This window comes from Streptomyces sp. NPDC025793 (assembly GCF_055558375.1).
This window is the reverse complement of record NZ_JBVHMR010000022.1, coordinates 59,816-77,995: the sequence shown is the minus strand read 5'-3', so window position 1 is coordinate 77,995 and position 18,180 is coordinate 59,816. Positions and strand designations below refer to the sequence as shown.

The window sequence follows — 18,180 nt, the reverse complement described above, 5'->3', positions numbered from 1 at the left end:
GGCTCAGCCGAAGACGTACTTGGCCGCGTGGTTGAGCCCATAGTCAATCACGGTCACCAGGGCGATCATGATGGCGACGAAGAAGATCACCACAGTGGTGTACGACGTCAGCTGGTTGCGAGTCGGCCAGACGACCTTGCGGAGTTCCGCGACGATCTGGCGGTAGAAGGTGGCGAGGCGCTTCAGCGGGCCCTTCTTGGCGCGCTTGCCGCCCTTGCGGGCCTTCTTCTTGGACTCGGACACCTCGTCCTGGGCGTCAGGCATGTCGATGGAGCCCACGGCGTCCGTCATGCGTCCTCACCTGGTCCCGGGTCATGGCCGTGCCGCACCCGGTTTCTGGAGCCGCACGGCGGTGCATTACTGAACGTACATGCGCACACATCCTGGCGGTGTGTGTAGCAGGGCCGGAGGGACTTGAACCCCCAACCGCCGGTTTTGGAGACCGGTGCTCTACCAATTGAGCTACGACCCTTTGTGTGCCCCCCAACGTACCGCATCCGACCGGGTGCTCGGTGTGCACCGGTGCCGACGGCGGCTGCTGAAGGCCAACGAGGAGAGAGTGTACGTGGTCAACGGCCCGGCGTCGAACAGAAAGTGCCCGTCCGGGGCGGTGCGGCCGAAGATCGTCCTGGCCGGAGAGCGAACAGGCCCCGGATTCGGATCCGTGTTCACCTGCCACCCCCTGGCTGTTCAGTCTGTGAAACCCGTGTGCCGGGGACATTTCCGGTCTGGAACGATGGGCCGCATGAGCGCTGCAACCCCTCCCACCGAGCGCCGGGTCTCCGCCCGAGTCGGCGCGATCTCCGAGTCCGCCACCCTCGCCGTGGACGCCAAGGCCAAGGCCCTGAAGGCCGCCGGGCGTCCGGTGATCGGCTTCGGCGCCGGCGAGCCCGACTTCCCGACCCCGGACTACATCGTCGAGGCGGCCGTCGAGGCCTGCAAGAACCCCAAGTACCACCGCTACACGCCGGCCGGCGGCCTGCCCGAGCTGAAGGCCGCCATCGCCGCGAAGACGCTGCGCGACTCCGGCTACGAGCCCGAGGTCTCCGAGATCCTGGTGACCAACGGCGGCAAGCAGGCCATCTACGAGGCGTTCGCGGCGATCCTCGACCCGGGCGACGAGGTCATCGTCCCGGCCCCGTACTGGACGACGTACCCCGAGTCGATCCGCCTCGCGGGCGGTGTCCCGGTCGAGGTCGTGGCCGACGAGACCACCGGCTACCGCGTCGGCGTGGAGCAGCTGGAGGCGGCGCGCACGGAGCGGACCAAGGTCGTCCTCTTCGTCTCGCCGTCCAACCCGACCGGCGCGGTCTACAGCCGCGAGCAGGCCGAGGCGATCGGCCGCTGGGCCCACGAGCACGGCCTGTGGGTGCTCACGGACGAGATCTACGAGCACCTCGTCTACGGCGACGCGGAATTCACCTCCCTGCCGGCGCTCCTGCCCGAGCTGCGCGACAAGTGCATCGTGGTCAACGGCGTCGCGAAGACGTACGCCATGACCGGCTGGCGCGTGGGCTGGGTCATCGGCCCGAAGGACGTCGTCAAGGCCGCGACGAACCTCCAGTCGCACGCCACCTCGAACGTCTCCAACGTGGCCCAGGTGGCCGCGCTGGCCGCCGTCTCCGGTGACCTCACGGCCGTCGCGAAGATGCGCGAGGCCTTCGACCGGCGCCGCAGGACGATCGTGCGGATGCTCAACGAGATCGACGGCGTGCTCTGCCCCGAGCCCGAGGGCGCCTTCTACGCGTACCCGTCGGTCAAGGCCCTCCTCGGCAAGGAGATCCGCGGCAAGCGCCCGCAGAACACGGTCGAGCTGGCCGCGCTGATCCTGGAGGAGGCCGAGGTCGCGGTCGTCCCGGGCGAGGCCTTCGGCACGCCGGGCTACCTGCGGCTGTCGTACGCACTCGGTGACGAGGACCTCGTCGAGGGCGTGAGCCGGCTGCAGAAGTTGCTGGCGGAGGCCCGGGACTAGTTCCTGGTTCACTACGCGCGCGTGCGGGCCGTTTCCCTGCGGGGAGACGGCCCGCTTCTGTGTGCGAGCAAGACCACGTTCAGGGAAACGACTTCCGGGAGTTCGGGGACGTACGGCAGGATCCTGGAATGGAGCGTGTACGTGATCTCTCTGAGCTGCCGAAAGCCCATCTGCACCTGCACTTCACCGGCTCGATGCGACCGGCCACCGTGCTGGAACTGGCCGACAAGTACGGCGTCCGTCTGCCCGACGCCCTGACGGGCGCGCTGACCAGCGGCGAGCCGCCGAGACTGCGGGCCACGGACGAGCGCGGCTGGTTCCGTTTCCAGCGTCTGTACGACGCGGCGCGCTCCTGCCTGCAAGAGCCGGAGGACATCCAGCGCCTCGTCCGCGAGGCCGCCGAGGAGGATCTGAAGGACGGCTCGGGCTGGCTGGAGATCCAGGTGGACCCGACGTCGTACGCGCCCCGGATGGGCGGCCTGATCCCGACCCTGGAGATCATCCTGGACGCGGTCGACACCACCGCCCGGGAGACCGGGCTCGGCATGCGCGTCCTGGTCGCCGCCAACCGGATGAAGCATCCGCTGGACGCGCGCACCCTGGCCCGGCTGGCGGTGCGGTACGCGGACCGGGGCGTGGTCGGCTTCGGGCTCTCCAACGACGAGCGGCGCGGCATGGCGCGCGACTTCGACCGGGCTTTCCACATCGCGCGCGAGGGCGGCCTGCTGTCGGCCCCGCACGGCGGCGAGCTGACCGGCCCGGCCTCGGTGCGCGACTGCCTGGACGACCTGCACGCCCATCGGATCGGGCACGGCGTCCGCGCGGCGGAGGACCCGCGGCTGCTGAAGCGTCTGGCGGACCGGCAGGTGACCTGCGAGGTGTGCCCGGCGTCCAACGTGGCGCTCGGCGTGTACGAGAAGCCCGAGGACGTGCCGCTGCGCACGTTCTTCGAGGCGGGCGTCCCGATGGCGCTCGGCGCCGACGACCCGCTGCTGTTCGGCTCGCGGCTGGCCGCCCAGTACGAGATCGCCCGGCACGTCCACGGCTTCTCGGACGCCGAACTCGCCGAGCTGGCGCGTCAGTCGGTGCGCGGTTCGGCCGCCCCGAAGGACGTCAAGGCGCGGCTGCTGACCGGCGTGGACGAGTGGCTGGTGCGCCCGGCCGCCTGAAGCGGGCGTAGGGCGGATGGGGCTTGGAGCAGACGAGCACGTCGACGCAGTGTCCGCCGCCGGGCGGCTGGACCGGCACCGGGGCGGCACCCTTCTGGTGCGGCCCGTTGCCCGCCGCGTGGGCGAACCAGACGGCCGTCTCGGCGAACACGTCCCTGCCGAAGAGGAAGAACGTACGCGCGTGCGTGGCGTGCCGCAGTTCGTCCCGGAAGCCTGCGCGGTCCGGACGCGCGCGCCAGGCGGCGGCGTCCCGCGCGGTGCGGGCCTCGTCGGTGCGGACGGTCAGCGGGGTGCCTCCGCACAGCTTGCGGCGCAGTTCGGGCCACCGGCTGGGGCGCAGGCCGAGCCGGTGGTGGACCAGGGCGAGGTCGAACAGGCCCGCCGGCCGGCTCAGTCCGTCGTGGTCGCCGAGCAGGTGCCCGATGGGCTCGGGGCGCGCAGCGAGGTGTGGGCGCAGGGGGCGGAGGGCCCCAGCGTGCGGCTCACGCGGAGAGCGGCGCAGCGGAGATTCCGCCCAGCAGGGTCTTCGCGAGCCGCGCGGCGAAGGCGTCGACCGGCGGCCGCTTCCCGGTGTCGGTGGCGTCGTAGGCGAAGGCGCGCTGCGCGCAGGCGCCCAGCAGCAGGGAGGCGGCCGCAAAGGTGTCGGCGTCCGCGCGGACGCGGCCCGCGGCCTGCTCGGCGCGCAGGTAGGCGTCCAGGTCCCGGATCGGCCGGTGCGGGCCCGAGCCGAGCTCGCGCAGCGCCTCGAAATGGCGCTCCTTGAGCTGCGGTTCGGCGTACAGGGAGGCGGCGATCGGGAAGCTCTGCTCGTAGAAGAGGGCGGCCTGGCGCGCGATCTCGGTGAGGTTGGCCTCCAGGGTGGCCTGTCCCGGTGCGGCGGCGAGGCCGCCGAGCAGCGGCGTGAGACGGGGCAGCCGCTCCTTGAGCACCTGGACGAACAGCTCTTCCTTGCTGTCGAAGTACTTGTAGAGAGCCGCTTCCGAGCAGCCTGCCGCGCGGGCGATCTCCTTGGTGGTGGCGCGGGCGAGCCCGACGGTGAGCATCAGCTCGTGTGCGGCGTCGAGGATGCGCACGCGCGCGGGCTTCGGCTCTGGCTCCATGAGGCGTCCAATCGGGCTTGACGGGTGGGTGAGTGTTTACCCACTCTAGAGGGAGCAGGGGTGAGTGAACACTCACCCACCCATCCCGAGTACGGGGGCAGCACTCATGAACCTCACCGTTTTCGGCGCCACCGGAGGCATCGGCCGGGAGATCGTCCGCCAGGCACTCGACGCCGGCCACCGGGTCACCGCCGTGGTCCGCGATCCGTCCCGGTTCGATGTCACAGCCGTCAGGGGTGGCGCGCTGGACGTGTTCCAGGCCGACCTGAGCGACCCGGAGGGCGTGCGTGCCGCCGTCGCAGGCCGGGACGCCGTCCTGTCCGGCCTGGGCGCGCGCAGCCGCAAGGACGCCGGGGTCGCCACCCGGCTGACCCGCACGGTGCTGCGCGCCATGGAGGCCGAGGGCGTACGGCGGCTGCTGGTGGTCAGCGCCGGTCCGGTCGGCCCCGCGCCCGAGGGCGACGGCGCCCTGGACCGGACCGTGCGCGGGGTGGTGAAGGCCGTCCTCAAGGACGTCTACGCCGACCTCACCGAGATGGAGGCCGAGCTGGCCCGCAGTGGCACGGACTGGACCTCCGTGCGGCCCCCGCGCCTCCAGGACAAGCCGCTCACCGGTCGTTACCGCACGGTCGTCGGCGGCTTCCCGCGGGCCGGCCGCTTCATCGCGCGCGCGGACGTCGCGCACGCGATGCTGTCGATGATCGACGAAGAGCGGACGGTGAAGCAGGGAGTGGGCGTGGCCTACTGAACCGCCGTGCTAGAGGCTGACACCCACGGTCACCGGTTCGTTGACGAGGGTGATCCCGAAGGCCTCGCGGACACCGGCGACGACCTCGCGGGCCAGCGCCAGCAGGTCCTCTGTGGTGGCCGCGCCCCGGTTGGTGAGGGCCAGGGTGTGCTTGGTGGAGATGCGGGCGGGCCCGGTGCCGTAGCCCTTGGTGAAGCCCGCCTTGTCGATCAGCCAGGCCGCGGAGGTCTTCGTGCGGCCCTCACCCGCCGGATAGGCGGGCGGCTCGACGCCCTCCCCCAGCCGCTCGCACGCGCACGCGTGGAACGCGGCGAACTGCTCGTCGGTGAGGATCGGGTTGGTGAAGAAGGACCCGGCCGACCAGGTGTCGTGGTCCTCGGGGTCGAGCACCATGCCCTTGCCGGCGCGCAGCTTCAGCACGGTCTCGCGGGCGTCGGCCAGCGGCACCCGGTCACCGGGCGCCACGCCGAGCGCCCGCGCCGCCTCCGCGTACTTGACCGGCGCCGACAGCCCGCCCGCGTCCTCCAGCCCGAAGCGGACGCGCAGGACGACGTAACGCGCGGGGTCGGCCTTGAAACGGCTGTGGCGGTACGAGAAGCCGCACTCCTCGCTCGTCAGCGTGACCGTCTCGCCCGCACGCCGGTCGTAGGCGATCACCTCGGTGATGGTGGAGGACACCTCCTGGCCGTAGGCGCCCACGTTCTGGATCGGCGTGGCGCCCGCGGAGCCCGGGATGCCGGCCAGGCACTCGATCCCGGCGAGCCCGGCCTCGACCGTGCGGGCCACGGCGTCCGTCCACACCTCGCCGGCGGCCAGCTCCAGCGTCGTACCGCGCAGTTCGGCACCGCGCGTGGCGATGCGCAGGGCGGTGCCGTCGAAGCCCTTGTCGCCGATGACCAGGTTCGACCCGCCGCCGACGATCAGCAGCGGGGTCCCGCTGTCGTCAGCCTCGCGGACGGCGTCGATCACCTCGGCGTCGGTCTCGGCGGTCACCAGCCGCGTCGCGGGACCGCCCAGCCGGAACGTGGTCAGCGGGGCAAGGGGGGCGTCGTGGAGTACCTGCACGGCCCCAAGACTACGAGACGCCTCGGACAGCCCGTCACGCACGCGGTCCCCCAGCCCGCCTCACCGGACGCCGCCCCGTCCGGCACACGCCGGCCCCGCGGATCCGGCCACGGCGCGTGCAGGCAACGCGCGCGTGGCCCTCGTCCGACTGCGCCACGCCCGGCCGTCGGCCACGCTCAGCGACCGGCACGCACGCACACGCACACGCGCGTGCCCGCGGCGGAACGGTCGCAGGGGTCCGGGGGAGAACGGGCACCACGGGCGAGTTCCCTGATCAGCGGGCGGTGGTCTCCAGCGCGGCGGCTTCGCCGGAGGTGGGCCCCTGGGCGCGGTCGAGCGCCCGCTCGTCCTCCGGGCCGGCCGGGACGACACCGCGGCGCGCCGGGATCACCAGAGCCGCCAGCGCGGCGACGGCGACCACCGCCGAGCCGGTGACCAGGGCGGGCCGCAGGCCGTCCACGAAGCTCTGCGCACTCCCGTAACCGCCCCGCGTGGAGAAGATCGACGACATCACGGCGATGCCGAGCGCACCGCCCACCTCGCGCAGCGCATTGTTCGCGCCGGAGGCGATGCCCTGCTCCTGCGGGTGGACGCTGGACATCACGAGGTTGGCGGCCGGAGCGAAGTACAGGGCCATGCCGACCCCGCTGACGATCAGGGCGGGCAGCTGGACGGCGTAGGAGGCGTCCGCGGTGGCCACGACGGCCATGTAGCCGAGCCCGACGGCCTGGAGGAACAGGCCCGCGGCGACGACCGGACGGCCACCGATGCGGTCGGAGAGGATTCCGGCGACTGGCGCGACCAGCATCGGCATACCGGTCCACGGCAGCATCCGCAGGCCCGCCTCGGTGGGCGAGTAGCCGAGCACGCCCTGCATGTACTGGCTGAGCAGGAAGATCGAGCCGAACATCCCGACGAACATCAGCAGGCTGGCCGCGTTGATCCCGGCGAAGGCGCGGGAGCGGAACAGCCGCATGGGGAGCATCGGATGCTGCGCGCGGGAGCTGTAGATCACGAAGCCGGCCAGCAGGGCGGCGCCGGAGAACAGCGCGGTGAGCACCACGACGTCGCTCCAGCCGTCGGCCGGCCCGCGGACGAGGCCGTAGACGACCCCGAAGAGCCCGCCGCTGGCCAGCAGCGTGCCGGGGACGTCGAGCGGGGATCCGGTGCCGTAGGACTCGGCGAGCCGCAGCCGGGCGAGCGGCAGCACGGCGAGACCCAGCGGCACGTTCAGCCAGAAGATCCAGTGCCAGGAGACGTGTTCGGTGAGGCTGCCGCCGATGAGCGGCCCGGAGGCGACGGCGAGGCCGTTGACGGCGCCCCAGATGCCGTACATCGTCCCGCGCCGGGCGGCGGGCACGGCCGCGGTCAGCAGGGTCAGCGTGAGCGGCATCATCACGGCCGCGCCGACACCCTGGACCGCGCGGGCGGCGATCAGCGAGCCGATGCCGGGCGCCATGGCCGCGGCGGCGGACGCGCCGGTGAAGACGGTGAGTCCGGCGATGAAGAGCCGTCGGCGCCCGAAGCGGTCACCGAGCGCGGCGCCGAACATCAGCAGGACGGCGAAGGTGAGCGTGTAGGCGCTCACGGTCCATTCGAGGTCGTCCAGCGCCCCGCCGAGATCCTTGCGGATGGAGGGCAGGGCGGTGGTGACGACGAGGTTGTCGAGGGCCGCCATGAATCCGGCGACGCTGGTGATCACGAGGGCCCAGACGGCTCCCCCGCGGCCTGTGCTCGGCGCGTTCTGCTGTGACATCTCTCCCCCAGAGAGCGATTCGGTTAGTTATTGATGACTAACTTTCGCGGCCATGAAAAAGCGTCGGTCTTCCCGGTCCATGACGCCCTAATCCTCCAGGCAGCCCTTGGACTCGCCCGACGCGTAGATCCCCTCCCACACCCGGTGTCCGCCCGGGAAGCCCATGGCCACCAGGCAGTTGATGAGCATCCCGTGCGCCATGAAGGCGGTCGTCCCGTCGGCATCCGCGCCGAGCGCGGCGCGCACGGTGTCCCATAGGCGCATCCAGCCGGCCCGCACCCCCTCGCCGAACTCGCGGTCACCCTCCGCCTCGGCCGCCGCCACGGCGACGTACATCTGCATCTGCATCATCAGCCGCTCGGGCCGCTCCGCGATGACCCTGGTGTACGCGTTCGCCATGGCACTCTGGGCCTCCTGGCCCTCCAGCCCCTTCGCGGCCTCCTCGAAGGTGCGGATGGTGTCCTCCACACAGCGGTCGGCCGCCGCGAGGAAGATCGCTTTCTTGCCCGGGAAGAGCCGGAAGAGATACGGCTGCGAGACCCCGACCCGCCGGGCGATCGCCTCCGTGGTCGCGCCGTGGTAGCCACCGCGCGCGAACTCGGCGGTCGCCGCGCGAATGACGCTCTCGCGCCGCTCCTCCGCACTCATCCTGGGCATGGCAGCTAAGTTAGTACTCAATCACTAACTTGGCAATCGCGACCCGCGCGGAATGCACGGAGCGGAACGCACGTAAGGGGCGCCCCTCCAGGGGGACGCCCCTTACCTCAGCACTGCGCGCCGGCCGGCTCAGCGCGTCACGTATGCCGTCACGCCAGTCGTACGACGGCCCGGGACATCCCCAGCACCTTCTGGCCACCGCTGGTCGCCGTCAGGTCCACGCGGACGGTGTTGTCGTCCAGCTTGGCCGCGACCTTGCCGCTGACCTCGATCAGGGCGCCCTTGTCGTCGTTCGGCACGACGACCGGCTTGGTGAAGCGGACGCCGTACTCCACGACCGCGCCCGGGTCCCCGGTCCAGTCGGTGACCACGCGGACCGCCTCGGCCATCGTGAACATGCCGTGCGCGATGACGTCCGGCAGCCCGACCTCCTTGGCGAACTTCTCGTTCCAGTGGATCGGGTTGAAGTCCCCGGAGGCGCCCGCGTAACGCACGAGGGTGGCGCGGGTCACGGGGAAGGTCTGCGCCGGAAGCTCGGTGCCGACCTCGACGTCGTCGTACGCGATCTTCGCCGTCATCAGGTCCTCACGCCTCCTCGGCCGCGCGGGCCACGAGCTTGGTCCAGGCGGTCACGACGTGCTCGCCCGCCTCGTCGTGCACCTCACCGCGGATGTCCAGGATGTCGTTGCCCGCGAGGGACTTGATCGCCTCGATGGTGGAGGTGACCGTGAGCCGGTCGCCGGCACGCACCGGGCGGCTGTAGGCGAACTTCTGGTCGCCGTGCACCACGCGGCTGTAGTCGAGGCCGAGCTGCGGGTCCTCGATCACCTGGCCCGCGGCCCGGAACGTGATCGAGAACACGAACGTGGGCGGGGCGATCACATCGGAATACCCGAACGCCTTCGCGGCCTCCGGATCCGTGAACGCCGGGTTGGCCTCTCCCACCGCCTCGGCGAACTCGCGGATCTTCTCCCGGCCCACCTCGTAGGGCGCGGTGGGCGGGTAGGTCCGTCCCACGAAGGACTGGTCGAGCGCCATGGCCCGGCACCTCCTGAAGTCTGCTGTGATGGCCCCAAAACTAGCCGTAACCGGCCAGGGAATACGCGGGGGACGACGTGGACCCGGCAAGCTGGACGCGGCAAGCCGGATTCCGGATCTTCCGGTCGGCGATCCGGTGAAACGACGCGAGGCCGCCCCCTCGAAAGGGGACGGCCTCGCATACGAGCCTGATCAGCGCGTTTCGCGGTGCGCAGTGTGCGCGTTGCAACGCGGGCAGTGCTTCTTCATCTCCAGACGATCCGGGTTGTTACGCCGGTTCTTCTTGGTGATGTAGTTCCGCTCCTTGCACTCCACGCAGGCCAGCGTGATCTTCGGGCGGACGTCGGTGGCAGCCACGTGAGTGCTCCTAAGACGAACGGATGGACTGATTCAACGCAAGAAAGAGTAGCCGATCGAAGGACCGACCCCGCAATCGGCTACTGTCAGTAGCGGTGACCGGACTTGAACCGGTGACACAGCGATTATGAGCCGCTTGCTCTACCGACTGAGCTACACCGCTATGATGCGATCGGGCCCCGCCTTTCGACGGGAACCTCTCACACCAGAGCCCCAAAACGGAATCGAACCGTTGACCTTCTCCTTACCATGGAGACGCTCTGCCGACTGAGCTATTGGGGCGAGCGATGAAGACATTACACGGTCCGCCGCCGTTCACCCAAATCCGTATCCGGCAGCCCCTCCCAGCCCTCATCTCAGCCCGCGCAGCCGCCTCCTGAGCCGCAGAAGAGGCGCGGCCGCGGACCCGTGCGGGCTCTTCCGCCCCACGCTTCTCGCGCCTCGGGCGGTGGCGACGGAGGGTGTTCGGGGTCGGAGTCACGCGCACGATTGCGCCCGCCTTCGCGGGCTCGGGTTCGTCGGCCCCGGTCCGCCGGCCCGGATGTGCCGGCCCAGGTGCGCTGGTTCGAGGTCCCCGCGGCGGGCGCTCGGCGGGGCACGCGCGCGTGGGCGCCACGCAGTTCACGGGTGGGACGGCGATGACGAGGAGAGTCCGGCACACGCGCGTGGGCGTCATCAGCCCGCCGACGTCTCCGGGCCTCGCCGTCGGGATGCGGCACGCGCGCGTGGGTGTGGTCGCGCTTGGGCGTCGTCGCGCGTTGCGTCGTCGGGAGAGGCGGGGGCCACGCGGGCGGGCGACATCTGTACTGCCATGGGCGGACCACACCGGTACGACTATTGCGCTCCTGCGCGTCCCGCGCGGCTCGCCACCCTAGGCTCGACTCGCTCTGCGTGATCTTGGGGGCAAAGCGCCCCCGCAGCCCTCACGCGAGCCCGCCCCAAGCCCCCCGGCCCCGCCCCTGGAGCGCGATGCCCGACAGTCAGCCGCAGCCCCACCAGCCGTCGAACTTCCCGGGTTCCTCCGGGCCGTCCGACCCTGTCGCCCTGCTGCTGTGCGGGGCACGGCTCACCGACGGCCGGACCGTGGACGTACGGCTGGGCGGCGGGCGCATCGAGGCGGTGGGCACGACCGGCAGCCTCGCGCCGGGACCGGCCCGTACGGGCGCCACACGCCTGGATCTCAGCGGCTATCTGCTCCTGCCGGCCCCGGCCGAACCGCACGCCCACGGCGACACCGCCCTGTCCGCCGAGCGCCCCGGGCCGGTGTCGTATGCCCCGGACGACGTCCAGCGCCGGGCGACGGAGGCGGCCCTGCTGCAGCTCGGGCACGGGGCGACGGCGGTGCGCGCGCACGTGCGCGTGGGTGACGTCCAGGGCCTCGGCGCGTTGGGCGCCGTCCTCCAGGCGCGGCGGTCGCTGCGCGGGCTCGCGGAGCTGACGACGGTGGCGACGCCGCGCCTGCTGACCGGCGCGGCCGGGGCCGACGGGCTCGCGATGCTGCGCGACGCGCTGAAGATGGGCGCCGCCGTGGTGGGCGGCTGCCCCGACCTGGACCCCGACCCCGCCGGCTACGTCGAGGCGGTCCTGGAGATGGCCTCCGAGCACGGCTGCCCGGTGGACCTGCACACGGACGCCGCCGACCCGGCTCGCCTGTCCCGGCTCGCGGCCATGGCGGGGGGCCTGCGCCCCGGCGTGGCGATCGGGCCGTGCGCCGGGCTTGCGAGCCTGCCCTCCGAGGTCGCCTCCCGCGCCGCCGACCAACTCGCGGCGGCCGGGGTCACCGTGGTCTGCCTGCCTCAGGGCGGCTGCTGCGCCGCCGACCGCCGGAGCACGCCTCCCGTACGGATGCTGCGCTCGGCCGGGGTGCGGGTGGCGGCCGGCAGCGGCGCCCTGCGCGACGTCTCCAACCCGGTCGGCCGCGGTGACCCCCTGGAGGCCGCCTACCTGCTCGCCTCCACCCACGGCCTGCGTCCAGAGGCGGCCTACGACGCCGTGAGCACCTCGGCCCGCGCGGTCCTGGGTCTGCCGGAGGTGCGCGTGGAGGCGGGCTTCCCCGCCGACCTCCTGGCCGTGCGCGGCGACCGCCTCCCCGGCGCCCTCTCCCTGGCCTACAGCCGGATCGTGATCCACCGGGGGCGCGTGGTCGCCCGCACGAGCGCGGTCCGTGAGTACTGCAACTCGGCGGCGGCAGCGGAGCTGGGGCTGCCGCGGCAGGGGCGCGGCGAACTGTCGTAGGCGGGTGCACGGCGCTGCCGCCGAGAGGGTCGGGCGCGAACGGTCCGAGTGTGCGCGGGGCGCGTACGTGCCCGCCAGGCGCACGGCTCCGGACGCGCGCCCCATGCCGCCTGTGCACGCCCGGCGCAGGGCCGAGCGCGCGAGCCCGGCGCGCTCCGGCCATGCCGGTTAACCCGTGCGGCGGATGCGCCTCTTCGGGCGTACGGTCGGATTCATGCGCATTGTCATCGCTGGTGGTCATGGTCAGATCGCGCTGCGGCTGGAGCGTCTGCTCTCCGCGCGCGGGGAAGAGGTCGCGGGCATCATCCGCAAGTCCGAGCAGGGCAACGCTCTGCGGACGGCCGGCGCCGAGCCGGTCCTGCTCGACCTGGAGTCCGCCTCGGTGGAGGAGGTCGCGGCACATCTCCAGGGAGCCGACGCGGCCGTCTTCGCGGCCGGCGCGGGCCCGGGCAGCGGCACGGCCCGTAAGGAGACGGTGGACAAGGGCGCGGCGATGCTGTTCGCGGACGCGGCGGTCCGCGCGGGCGTACGGCGCTTCCTGGTCGTGTCCTCGATGGGCGCGGATCCCGCGCACCAGGGCGACGACGTCTTCGACGCGTACCTGCGGGCCAAGGGCGAGGCCGACGCGTACGTGACCCGCCAGAAGGCCCTGGACTGGACGATCCTGCGCCCCGGCTCGCTGACGAACGACGCCGGTACCGGCCAGGTCCGCCTGGAGGCGCACACCGGGCGCGGGATGATCCCGCGGGACGACGTGGCAGCCGTCCTCGCGGAGTTGGTGGACACTCCGGCGACGACCGGCCTGACGCTGGAGCTGATCAGCGGATCGCAGCCGGTGTCGGTCGCGGTGAAGTCGGTGGCCGGGAACTGAGGCGGGCCACCGGCCGTTGAACGGTCGGAGCCACCACCGACCACCACGCCCACCGACCGCTGCCCCGCCGCCCGCTGTCACTCCGTCAGAGGTCTCAGGTCAGAACAGGGGCAGTTGCCCGGGAAACTCCGGTACGGCGTATCCGTCCAACGCCGGCTGGACCGCCCCGAGTTGTGCCTGCCGACGCGACCCGGCGCAGGAGACGAGTTCGCCGTTCTCCCGCGCCCCGGGCGGGTCGTGCCGCGCGAAACGACCCGCGACGACGGCGATGTCGCGGCGGCAGACGGGGCAGGTTCTGCGTCGGGAGGGCATGCCGCCAGTGTGCCCGTACGCGCGCGCGTGCGGCAGCGCCGGTCAGATGCGGGTCTCGGCCTCCCAGCAATCGGGCCCCACCCCGCGCCAGTCGATCAGAGGCGAGTCGGCCACCTGCTCCGGTTCCATCTCCAGCCCCGCGCGGCGCAGGAACTCCACCAGGTCCCGCAGGCTGTGCGCCAGGCCGAGGATCTCGCCGTCCACGCGGACGCGACGACCGCCGGTCGGGGACGGCAGGTGCACGATGATGGGTCGCTTCCCGGCCATGGCTCCAGCATCGTCCGCGCCGCCGAGCCCCGCACCCTGACCGGTCATTCCCGGACTCCCCTTTCATCGCTCATACGTTCGATTCTAGTGAAGGATGCCCGGGAAACTCTCCATCAAGCCCCCTGGGTCGCGTTCCCGCACTCCGCCTGACCCACCGTGGCTACAGTGATGAAATGTTCAAATCACGCAAAGTGCATGAAGAAGACGCCTGGGACGGCATCGTCATCGACAAGACCCGCGGGGCGCCCGACGGTTCGAACCTCTACCACTACGTCGAAGTCCGCCTCCAGGACGGCACGACCAAGAAGGCCCGCATCGGCAAGGCCCTCTGGGAGTCGCTGGCCACCGGCGATCGACTCGGCAAGGAAGCGGGCACCACGACCCCGGTCAAGGCGCACCCGTAGCCGACAGCGGACAGCCGACGACCGGCGACAGGGCCGGACGGGGCACGCCGATCGGGAGAACGACGAGTGCCCCGTGATCTGCTCTCACAGATCACGGGGCACTCGTTCCCGTGTGGCGGCGCCAGGATTCGAACCTGGGAAGGCTGAGCCGGCAGATTTACAGTCTGCTCCCTTTGGCCGCTCGGGCACACCGCCGGGTTGTGCTGCCATCGAAACCGCTTCTCGGCGGCGCTCCCTGGCAACGACGTAAACAATACCCGATGCAGGGGGGTGCTTCGCCACCCGGTTGATCTCCGCCTCTCGGCTCCGGGGGTGGCTAGGCTGGTGCGGATGCGGCCCGGTGACTCGCCGGGCCCGGCGGCCGCCGCCGCGCACGCCGGCACGCACCCGATTCGCACCCCGATACAAGGAGCCACAGGACATGGCCGACTCCAGTTTCGACATCGTCTCGAAGGTCGAGCGGCAGGAGGTCGACAACGCCCTCAACCAGGCCGCCAAGGAGATCTCGCAGCGCTACGACTTCAAGGGCGTGGGCGCCTCGATCTCGTGGTCCGGTGAGAAGATCCTCATGGAGGCGAACTCCGAGGACCGGGTGAACGCTGTCCTCGACGTCTTCCAGTCCAAGCTGATCAAGCGCGGCATCTCGCTGAAGGCGCTGGACGCCGGCGAGCCCCAGCTGTCCGGCAAGGAGTACAAGATCTTCGCGTCGATCCAGGAGGGCATCTCCCAGGAGAACGCGAAGAAGGTGGCGAAGATCATCCGTGACGAGGGCCCGAAGGGCATCAAGGCGCAGGTCCAGGGCGAGGAACTGCGCGTCACCTCCAAGAGCCGCGACGACCTCCAGGCCGTGATCGCGCTCCTGAAGGGCAAGGACTTCGACTTCGCGCTCCAGTTCGTGAACTACCGCTAGGACACCGGCGGGAACAGCGACAGCGAGCGCAACGGCAGGGGTGGGCCGCCCGGTTCCGGGTGGCCCACTGTCGTGTCCCACGTGTCAGGGTCGCGTCCCACGGAGCTCAGTCGCGTGAGTTTCCGAACAGGATGCGGTAGACGATCAGCAGCACCAGGGAACCGCCGACGGCCGCGGCCCAGGTGGCACCGTCGTAGAAGTTCTTGGTGATCGGGTGGTCCAGCCAGCGTGCCGAGATCCAGCCGCCGATGAACGCCCCCGCGATGCCGATGAGGGTCGTACCGATGAAGCCGCCGGGGTCACGCCCCGGCAGGAGGACCTTGGCGATGACTCCGGCCGCCAGGCCCAGGATGATCCAAGCGATGATGCTCATGCCGTGAACCTGCCCTTCCCAGCTGTCCCCGCACGGTCCCGCTGCTGAGGATCCGGTGAGGACTCGCTGTCCACGCGCGCGTGTTCGTGTCGCGTCGATGGAGAAGACGTCACGGGTCCCTCACCTGGTTGCGACGGTCGGCAGGGTGCGGCAGGGTGCGGCAGGGTGCGGCAGGGTGCGGCGCATGACTACATCCGGCACGGGCCTGCGGCGCACGCTGGGCGTACACGACGCCGTGGTCGTCGGTCTCGGCTCGATGATCGGCGCCGGTGTCTTCTCGGCTCTGGGCCCGGCCGCCCGCGCGGCCGGGTCGGGTCTGCTGCCCGGGCTGGCGCTCGCGGCCGTGGTGGCCTACTGCAACGCCATGTCCTCGGCCCGTCTCGCCGCCCGCCATCCGGCCTCCGGCGGGACGTACGTGTACGGCAGGGAGCGGCTCGGCGTCTTCTGGGGGTACCTGGCCGGCTGGGCGTTCGTGGTCGGCAAGACGGCGTCCTGTGCGGCCATGGCGCTCACCGTGGGCGCCTACGTCTGGCCAGGGCAGGCGCACGCGCCGGCGGTCGCGGCGGTGGTGGCGCTGACGGCCGTGAACTACGGCGGGATCCAGAAGTCGGCGTGGCTGACCCGGGCGATCGTGGCCGTCGTACTGGCCGTCCTCGCGGCCGTGGTCGTCGTGTGCCTCGCCTCGGGGCGGGCCGGCGCCGAACGGCTGGACATCGGGCTGTCGTCGGGCGTGAACGGGGTGCTCCAGGCGGCCGGGCTGCTGTTCTTCGCGTTCGCCGGGTACGCGCGGATCGCGACTCTCGGCGAGGAGGTGCGGGATCCGGCACGGACGATCCCGCGCGCCGTCCCGCTGGCCCTCGGGATCACCTTGTTGGTGTACGCGTGCGTGGCCGTCGCGGTGCTCGCCGTCCTCGGCCCGGCCCGGCTCGGGCAGGCGGCAGCGCCGCTGGCCGACGCGGTGCGGGCGGGCGGGGCGCCGGGCCTCGTGCCGGTGGTGCGGGCGGGGGCCGCGGTGGCCGCGCTGGGTTCGCTGCTCGCGCTGATCCTCGGGGTGTCCCGTACGACGCTCGCCATGGCCCGGGACGGGCATCTGCCCGCGGCGCTCGCGGCCGTGCATCCGCGGTTCCGGGTGCCGCACCGGGCGGAGCTGGCCGTGGGCTCGGTGGTCGCCGTACTGGCCGCGACGGTGGACGTGCGCGGCGCGATCGGCTTCTCGTCCTTCGGTGTGCTGGCCTACTACGCCGTCGCCAACGCCTCCGCGTGGACGCTGAGTCCGGCCCCGCTCTCCCGCGTCGTACCCGTCGCGGGCCTGCTGGGTTGCGCCACACTGGCGTTCGCACTGCCCGCCGGTTCGGTCGCGGCGGGAGCGGGCGTGCTCGCGGCGGGCGCGGCGGCCTACGGTGTACGGCGGTGGTGGGCGGGCCGGCGCGGCGCGTGACGCGCTGTCGGAGCACCGGTGACGGCACGCGCGCGTGAGCCGTCGTCGGTACCGGGGCGAGGCCCGGCGCGCCAGCGGGAGAAGCCGCGATTGGCGGTACGCACGCGTGACGCCCTGTCAGTGACCTGGTGGCTGTGACCGCCGGCTCAGCGGCTCGCGAACGGCTGGTCCGTGGGGACGATCTCGCGGCCCAGCGGCAGCAGGGAGACCGGGATCAGCTTGAAGTTGGCGATGCCGAACGGGATGCCGATGATCGTGACACACAGGGCGATGCCGGTGACGATATGGGCGATCGCCAGCCACCAGCCGGCCAGGATCAGCCACAGGACGTTGCCGATACAGGAGGGGGCGCCCGCGTCCCGGCGCTCGACCGTGGTGTACCCGAAGGGCCACAGGGCGTAGAGGCCGATACGGAAGGCCGCTATCCCGAAGGGGATGCCGATGACGGTGATGCACAGCAGGACGCCTGCGAACAGGTAGCCCAGGAACAGCCAGAAGCCGCTCAGGACGAGCCAAATGACGTTCAGGATGGTCTTCACCGGGTGCGTCCTGCCATCTTCTCGAGCCGGGCGATGCGGTCCGCCATCGGCGGGTGCGTGGAGAACATCTTCGTCAGTCCCTGGCCCGCGCGGAAGGGGTTCGCGATCATCATGTGGCTGGCGGTCTCGATCCGGGGCTCCGGCGGCAGCGGAAGCTGCTGCGTGCCCACCTCCAGCTTGCGCAGGGCGCCGGCGAGGGCGAGCGGGTCGCCGGTGAGCTGCGCGCCGGAAGCGTCCGCCTCGTACTCGCGGGAGCGGCTGATGGCCAGCTGGATGAGGGTGGCGGCGAGCGGGCCGAGGATCATGATCAGGAGCATGCCGAGCAGGCCGGGGCCGTCGTCGTCGTCCGAGCGGCCGATCGGGATGAGCCAGGCGAAGTTCACCAGGAACATGATCACCGAGGCGAGGGCGCCGGCGACCGAGGAGATGAGGATGTCCCGGTTGTAGACGTGGCTCAGCTCGTGCCCGATCACACCTCGCAGCTCGCGCTCGTCCAGCAGGCGCAGGATGCCCTCGGTGCAGCACACCGCGGCGTTGCGCGGGTTGCGGCCCGTGGCGAAGGCGTTGGGGGCCTCCGTGGGCGAGATGTACAGGCGGGGCATGGGCTGGCGGGCCTGCGTGGACAGGTCGCGGACCATCCGGTAGAGCGCGGGGGCCTCGAACTCGCTGACCGGGCGGGCGCGCATCGCGCGCAGCGCCAGTTTGTCGCTGTTCCAGTACGCGTACGCGTTCGTGCCGAGCGCGATCAGGACGGCAACGACGAGGCCGGTGCGGCCGAAGAAGCTGCCGATGACGATGATGAGTGCGGACAGTCCCCCGAGGAGTACTGCGGTCCTGAGCCCGTTGTGCCGGCGGTGCACCGTACGCCCTCCAAATCCGTGCAGCTGGGGAACACTTTGGTCCAGTGGACCCTCCCGTTTGTGACAACGCCAGGCGGCGGTCACGAGTTCCCTGTGTCCGTGCGGGCGT

At 71.6% G+C, this 18,180-nt stretch carries 21 protein-coding genes and 4 tRNA genes; 8 read left to right on the top strand and 17 right to left on the bottom strand.

Going from position 1 to position 18,180, the window contains the following annotated elements; genetic code table 11:
* Positions 1-3: 3 nt before the first annotated feature.
* Together secE and ACZ4MF_RS32600 are read right to left on the bottom strand one after the other, a co-directional pair.
* Complete coding sequence (gene secE / locus ACZ4MF_RS32605) at positions 4-291, bottom strand: preprotein translocase subunit SecE (RefSeq protein ID WP_356027402.1); 288 nt, start codon at positions 289-291, stop codon at positions 4-6.
* Between the two features lie 108 nt (positions 292-399).
* Positions 400-472, bottom strand: a tRNA-Trp gene (locus tag ACZ4MF_RS32600).
* 273 nt (positions 473-745) lie between these two features.
* Between ACZ4MF_RS32600 and ACZ4MF_RS32595 the strand changes: the two genes are divergently transcribed.
* Both ACZ4MF_RS32595 and ACZ4MF_RS32590 read left to right on the top strand, forming a co-directional pair.
* Positions 746-1,972, top strand: coding sequence for a pyridoxal phosphate-dependent aminotransferase (locus ACZ4MF_RS32595; protein WP_467495801.1), 1,227 nt, complete (start codon positions 746-748; stop codon positions 1,970-1,972).
* A gap of 128 nt (positions 1,973-2,100) precedes the next feature.
* A complete protein-coding gene (locus ACZ4MF_RS32590; RefSeq protein WP_467495799.1) occupies positions 2,101-3,141 on the top strand; it encodes an adenosine deaminase in 1,041 nt (346 codons plus the stop codon).
* Between the two features lie 482 nt (positions 3,142-3,623).
* Here the strand turns inward: ACZ4MF_RS32590 and ACZ4MF_RS32585 are convergent, their stop codons facing one another.
* Positions 3,624-4,241, bottom strand: a complete 618-nt coding sequence (locus ACZ4MF_RS32585; RefSeq protein ID WP_467495797.1) for a TetR/AcrR family transcriptional regulator — start codon at positions 4,239-4,241, stop codon at positions 3,624-3,626.
* A 106-nt stretch (positions 4,242-4,347) separates the two neighbouring features.
* Between ACZ4MF_RS32585 and ACZ4MF_RS32580 the strand changes: the two genes are divergently transcribed.
* Positions 4,348-4,989, top strand: coding sequence for an NAD(P)-dependent oxidoreductase (locus ACZ4MF_RS32580; protein ID WP_467495796.1), 642 nt, complete (start codon positions 4,348-4,350; stop codon positions 4,987-4,989).
* A 9-nt stretch (positions 4,990-4,998) separates the two neighbouring features.
* Here ACZ4MF_RS32580 and ACZ4MF_RS32575 read toward each other — a convergent pair whose 3' ends face one another.
* The 8 genes from ACZ4MF_RS32575 to ACZ4MF_RS32540 form a co-directional block, all read right to left on the bottom strand.
* Positions 4,999-6,084, bottom strand: coding sequence for a UDP-N-acetylmuramate dehydrogenase (locus tag ACZ4MF_RS32575; RefSeq protein ID WP_467495835.1), 1,086 nt, complete (start codon positions 6,082-6,084; stop codon positions 4,999-5,001).
* Between the two features lie 244 nt (positions 6,085-6,328).
* Positions 6,329-7,810, bottom strand: a complete 1,482-nt coding sequence (locus tag ACZ4MF_RS32570) for a DHA2 family efflux MFS transporter permease subunit (RefSeq protein ID WP_467495794.1) — start codon at positions 7,808-7,810, stop codon at positions 6,329-6,331.
* Between the two features lie 87 nt (positions 7,811-7,897).
* Positions 7,898-8,467, bottom strand: a complete 570-nt coding sequence (locus tag ACZ4MF_RS32565) for a TetR/AcrR family transcriptional regulator (protein WP_467495792.1) — start codon at positions 8,465-8,467, stop codon at positions 7,898-7,900.
* Positions 8,468-8,616: 149 nt separating this feature from the next.
* Positions 8,617-9,045: a MaoC family dehydratase gene (locus tag ACZ4MF_RS32560; RefSeq protein ID WP_356027418.1), complete on the bottom strand. Its 429-nt coding sequence runs from the start codon at positions 9,043-9,045 to the stop codon at positions 8,617-8,619.
* A 7-nt stretch (positions 9,046-9,052) separates the two neighbouring features.
* Entirely contained in the window at positions 9,053-9,505 is a 453-nt protein-coding gene (locus ACZ4MF_RS32555) for a MaoC family dehydratase N-terminal domain-containing protein (RefSeq protein ID WP_071373380.1), read from the bottom strand.
* A 192-nt stretch (positions 9,506-9,697) separates the two neighbouring features.
* A complete protein-coding gene (rpmG, locus tag ACZ4MF_RS32550; protein WP_003948671.1) occupies positions 9,698-9,862 on the bottom strand; it encodes a 50S ribosomal protein L33 in 165 nt (54 codons plus the stop codon).
* A 90-nt stretch (positions 9,863-9,952) separates the two neighbouring features.
* Positions 9,953-10,025 (bottom strand) — tRNA-Met (locus ACZ4MF_RS32545).
* Between the two features lie 46 nt (positions 10,026-10,071).
* Positions 10,072-10,144 (bottom strand) — tRNA-Thr (locus ACZ4MF_RS32540).
* A 687-nt stretch (positions 10,145-10,831) separates the two neighbouring features.
* On the opposite strand from ACZ4MF_RS32540, the gene ACZ4MF_RS32535 reads away from it, so the two are divergent.
* Together ACZ4MF_RS32535 and ACZ4MF_RS32530 are read left to right on the top strand one after the other, a co-directional pair.
* On the top strand, positions 10,832-12,097 hold the full coding sequence (locus ACZ4MF_RS32535) for an amidohydrolase family protein (RefSeq protein ID WP_467495790.1): 1,266 nt from the start codon (positions 10,832-10,834) through the stop codon (positions 12,095-12,097).
* Positions 12,098-12,311: 214 nt separating this feature from the next.
* Complete coding sequence (locus ACZ4MF_RS32530) at positions 12,312-12,968, top strand: SDR family oxidoreductase (RefSeq protein WP_356027422.1); 657 nt, start codon at positions 12,312-12,314, stop codon at positions 12,966-12,968.
* 99 nt (positions 12,969-13,067) lie between these two features.
* Here ACZ4MF_RS32530 and ACZ4MF_RS32525 read toward each other — a convergent pair whose 3' ends face one another.
* Together ACZ4MF_RS32525 and ACZ4MF_RS32520 are read right to left on the bottom strand one after the other, a co-directional pair.
* Complete coding sequence (locus ACZ4MF_RS32525) at positions 13,068-13,280, bottom strand: hypothetical protein (protein WP_356027425.1); 213 nt, start codon at positions 13,278-13,280, stop codon at positions 13,068-13,070.
* A gap of 42 nt (positions 13,281-13,322) precedes the next feature.
* Entirely contained in the window at positions 13,323-13,547 is a 225-nt protein-coding gene (locus ACZ4MF_RS32520; RefSeq protein WP_467495789.1) for a hypothetical protein, read from the bottom strand.
* Positions 13,548-13,720: 173 nt separating this feature from the next.
* On the opposite strand from ACZ4MF_RS32520, the gene ACZ4MF_RS32515 reads away from it, so the two are divergent.
* Complete coding sequence (locus tag ACZ4MF_RS32515) at positions 13,721-13,951, top strand: DUF7489 domain-containing protein (RefSeq protein WP_467495787.1); 231 nt, start codon at positions 13,721-13,723, stop codon at positions 13,949-13,951.
* A 113-nt stretch (positions 13,952-14,064) separates the two neighbouring features.
* Here ACZ4MF_RS32515 and ACZ4MF_RS32510 read toward each other — a convergent pair.
* A tRNA-Tyr gene (locus ACZ4MF_RS32510) sits at positions 14,065-14,146 on the bottom strand.
* Positions 14,147-14,372: 226 nt separating this feature from the next.
* Here ACZ4MF_RS32510 and ACZ4MF_RS32505 point away from each other — a divergent pair.
* Positions 14,373-14,861 (top strand): YajQ family cyclic di-GMP-binding protein, encoded by a 489-nt coding sequence (locus ACZ4MF_RS32505; protein ID WP_467495786.1) that lies wholly within the window; start codon positions 14,373-14,375, stop codon positions 14,859-14,861.
* A gap of 106 nt (positions 14,862-14,967) precedes the next feature.
* Here ACZ4MF_RS32505 and ACZ4MF_RS32500 read toward each other — a convergent pair whose 3' ends face one another.
* On the bottom strand, positions 14,968-15,234 hold the full coding sequence (locus ACZ4MF_RS32500) for a GlsB/YeaQ/YmgE family stress response membrane protein (RefSeq protein ID WP_467495784.1): 267 nt from the start codon (positions 15,232-15,234) through the stop codon (positions 14,968-14,970).
* Positions 15,235-15,418: 184 nt separating this feature from the next.
* On the opposite strand from ACZ4MF_RS32500, the gene ACZ4MF_RS32495 reads away from it, so the two are divergent.
* Complete coding sequence (locus ACZ4MF_RS32495; protein ID WP_467495782.1) at positions 15,419-16,672, top strand: APC family permease; 1,254 nt, start codon at positions 15,419-15,421, stop codon at positions 16,670-16,672.
* A gap of 146 nt (positions 16,673-16,818) precedes the next feature.
* Here ACZ4MF_RS32495 and ACZ4MF_RS32490 read toward each other — a convergent pair whose 3' ends face one another.
* Positions 16,819-17,211 (bottom strand): YccF domain-containing protein, encoded by a 393-nt coding sequence (locus ACZ4MF_RS32490; protein ID WP_356027479.1) that lies wholly within the window; start codon positions 17,209-17,211, stop codon positions 16,819-16,821.
* A complete protein-coding gene (gene htpX / locus ACZ4MF_RS32485; protein WP_467495780.1) occupies positions 17,208-18,071 on the bottom strand; it encodes a zinc metalloprotease HtpX in 864 nt (287 codons plus the stop codon). Before htpX ends, ACZ4MF_RS32490 begins: the two co-directional genes overlap by 4 nt.
* Positions 18,072-18,180: the final 109 nt, after the last annotated feature.

Coding starts and splice junctions, on each gene's coding strand:
- secE (WP_356027402.1), bottom strand. CDS start 291: ATGACGGACGCCGTGGGCTCCATCGACATGCCTGACGCCCAGGACGAG.
- ACZ4MF_RS32595 (WP_467495801.1), top strand. CDS start 746: ATGAGCGCTGCAACCCCTCCCACCGAGCGCCGGGTCTCCGCCCGAGTC.
- ACZ4MF_RS32590 (WP_467495799.1), top strand. CDS start 2,101: ATGGAGCGTGTACGTGATCTCTCTGAGCTGCCGAAAGCCCATCTGCAC.
- ACZ4MF_RS32585 (WP_467495797.1), bottom strand. CDS start 4,241: ATGGAGCCAGAGCCGAAGCCCGCGCGCGTGCGCATCCTCGACGCCGCA.
- ACZ4MF_RS32580 (WP_467495796.1), top strand. CDS start 4,348: ATGAACCTCACCGTTTTCGGCGCCACCGGAGGCATCGGCCGGGAGATC.
- ACZ4MF_RS32570 (WP_467495794.1), bottom strand. CDS start 7,810: ATGTCACAGCAGAACGCGCCGAGCACAGGCCGCGGGGGAGCCGTCTGG.
- ACZ4MF_RS32565 (WP_467495792.1), bottom strand. CDS start 8,467: ATGCCCAGGATGAGTGCGGAGGAGCGGCGCGAGAGCGTCATTCGCGCG.
- ACZ4MF_RS32560 (WP_356027418.1), bottom strand. CDS start 9,045: ATGACGGCGAAGATCGCGTACGACGACGTCGAGGTCGGCACCGAGCTT.
- ACZ4MF_RS32555 (WP_071373380.1), bottom strand. CDS start 9,505: ATGGCGCTCGACCAGTCCTTCGTGGGACGGACCTACCCGCCCACCGCG.
- ACZ4MF_RS32535 (WP_467495790.1), top strand. CDS start 10,832: ATGCCCGACAGTCAGCCGCAGCCCCACCAGCCGTCGAACTTCCCGGGT.
- ACZ4MF_RS32530 (WP_356027422.1), top strand. CDS start 12,312: ATGCGCATTGTCATCGCTGGTGGTCATGGTCAGATCGCGCTGCGGCTG.
- ACZ4MF_RS32525 (WP_356027425.1), bottom strand. CDS start 13,280: ATGCCCTCCCGACGCAGAACCTGCCCCGTCTGCCGCCGCGACATCGCC.
- ACZ4MF_RS32520 (WP_467495789.1), bottom strand. CDS start 13,547: ATGGCCGGGAAGCGACCCATCATCGTGCACCTGCCGTCCCCGACCGGC.
- ACZ4MF_RS32515 (WP_467495787.1), top strand. CDS start 13,721: ATGTTCAAATCACGCAAAGTGCATGAAGAAGACGCCTGGGACGGCATC.
- ACZ4MF_RS32505 (WP_467495786.1), top strand. CDS start 14,373: ATGGCCGACTCCAGTTTCGACATCGTCTCGAAGGTCGAGCGGCAGGAG.
- ACZ4MF_RS32500 (WP_467495784.1), bottom strand. CDS start 15,234: ATGAGCATCATCGCTTGGATCATCCTGGGCCTGGCGGCCGGAGTCATC.
- ACZ4MF_RS32495 (WP_467495782.1), top strand. CDS start 15,419: ATGACTACATCCGGCACGGGCCTGCGGCGCACGCTGGGCGTACACGAC.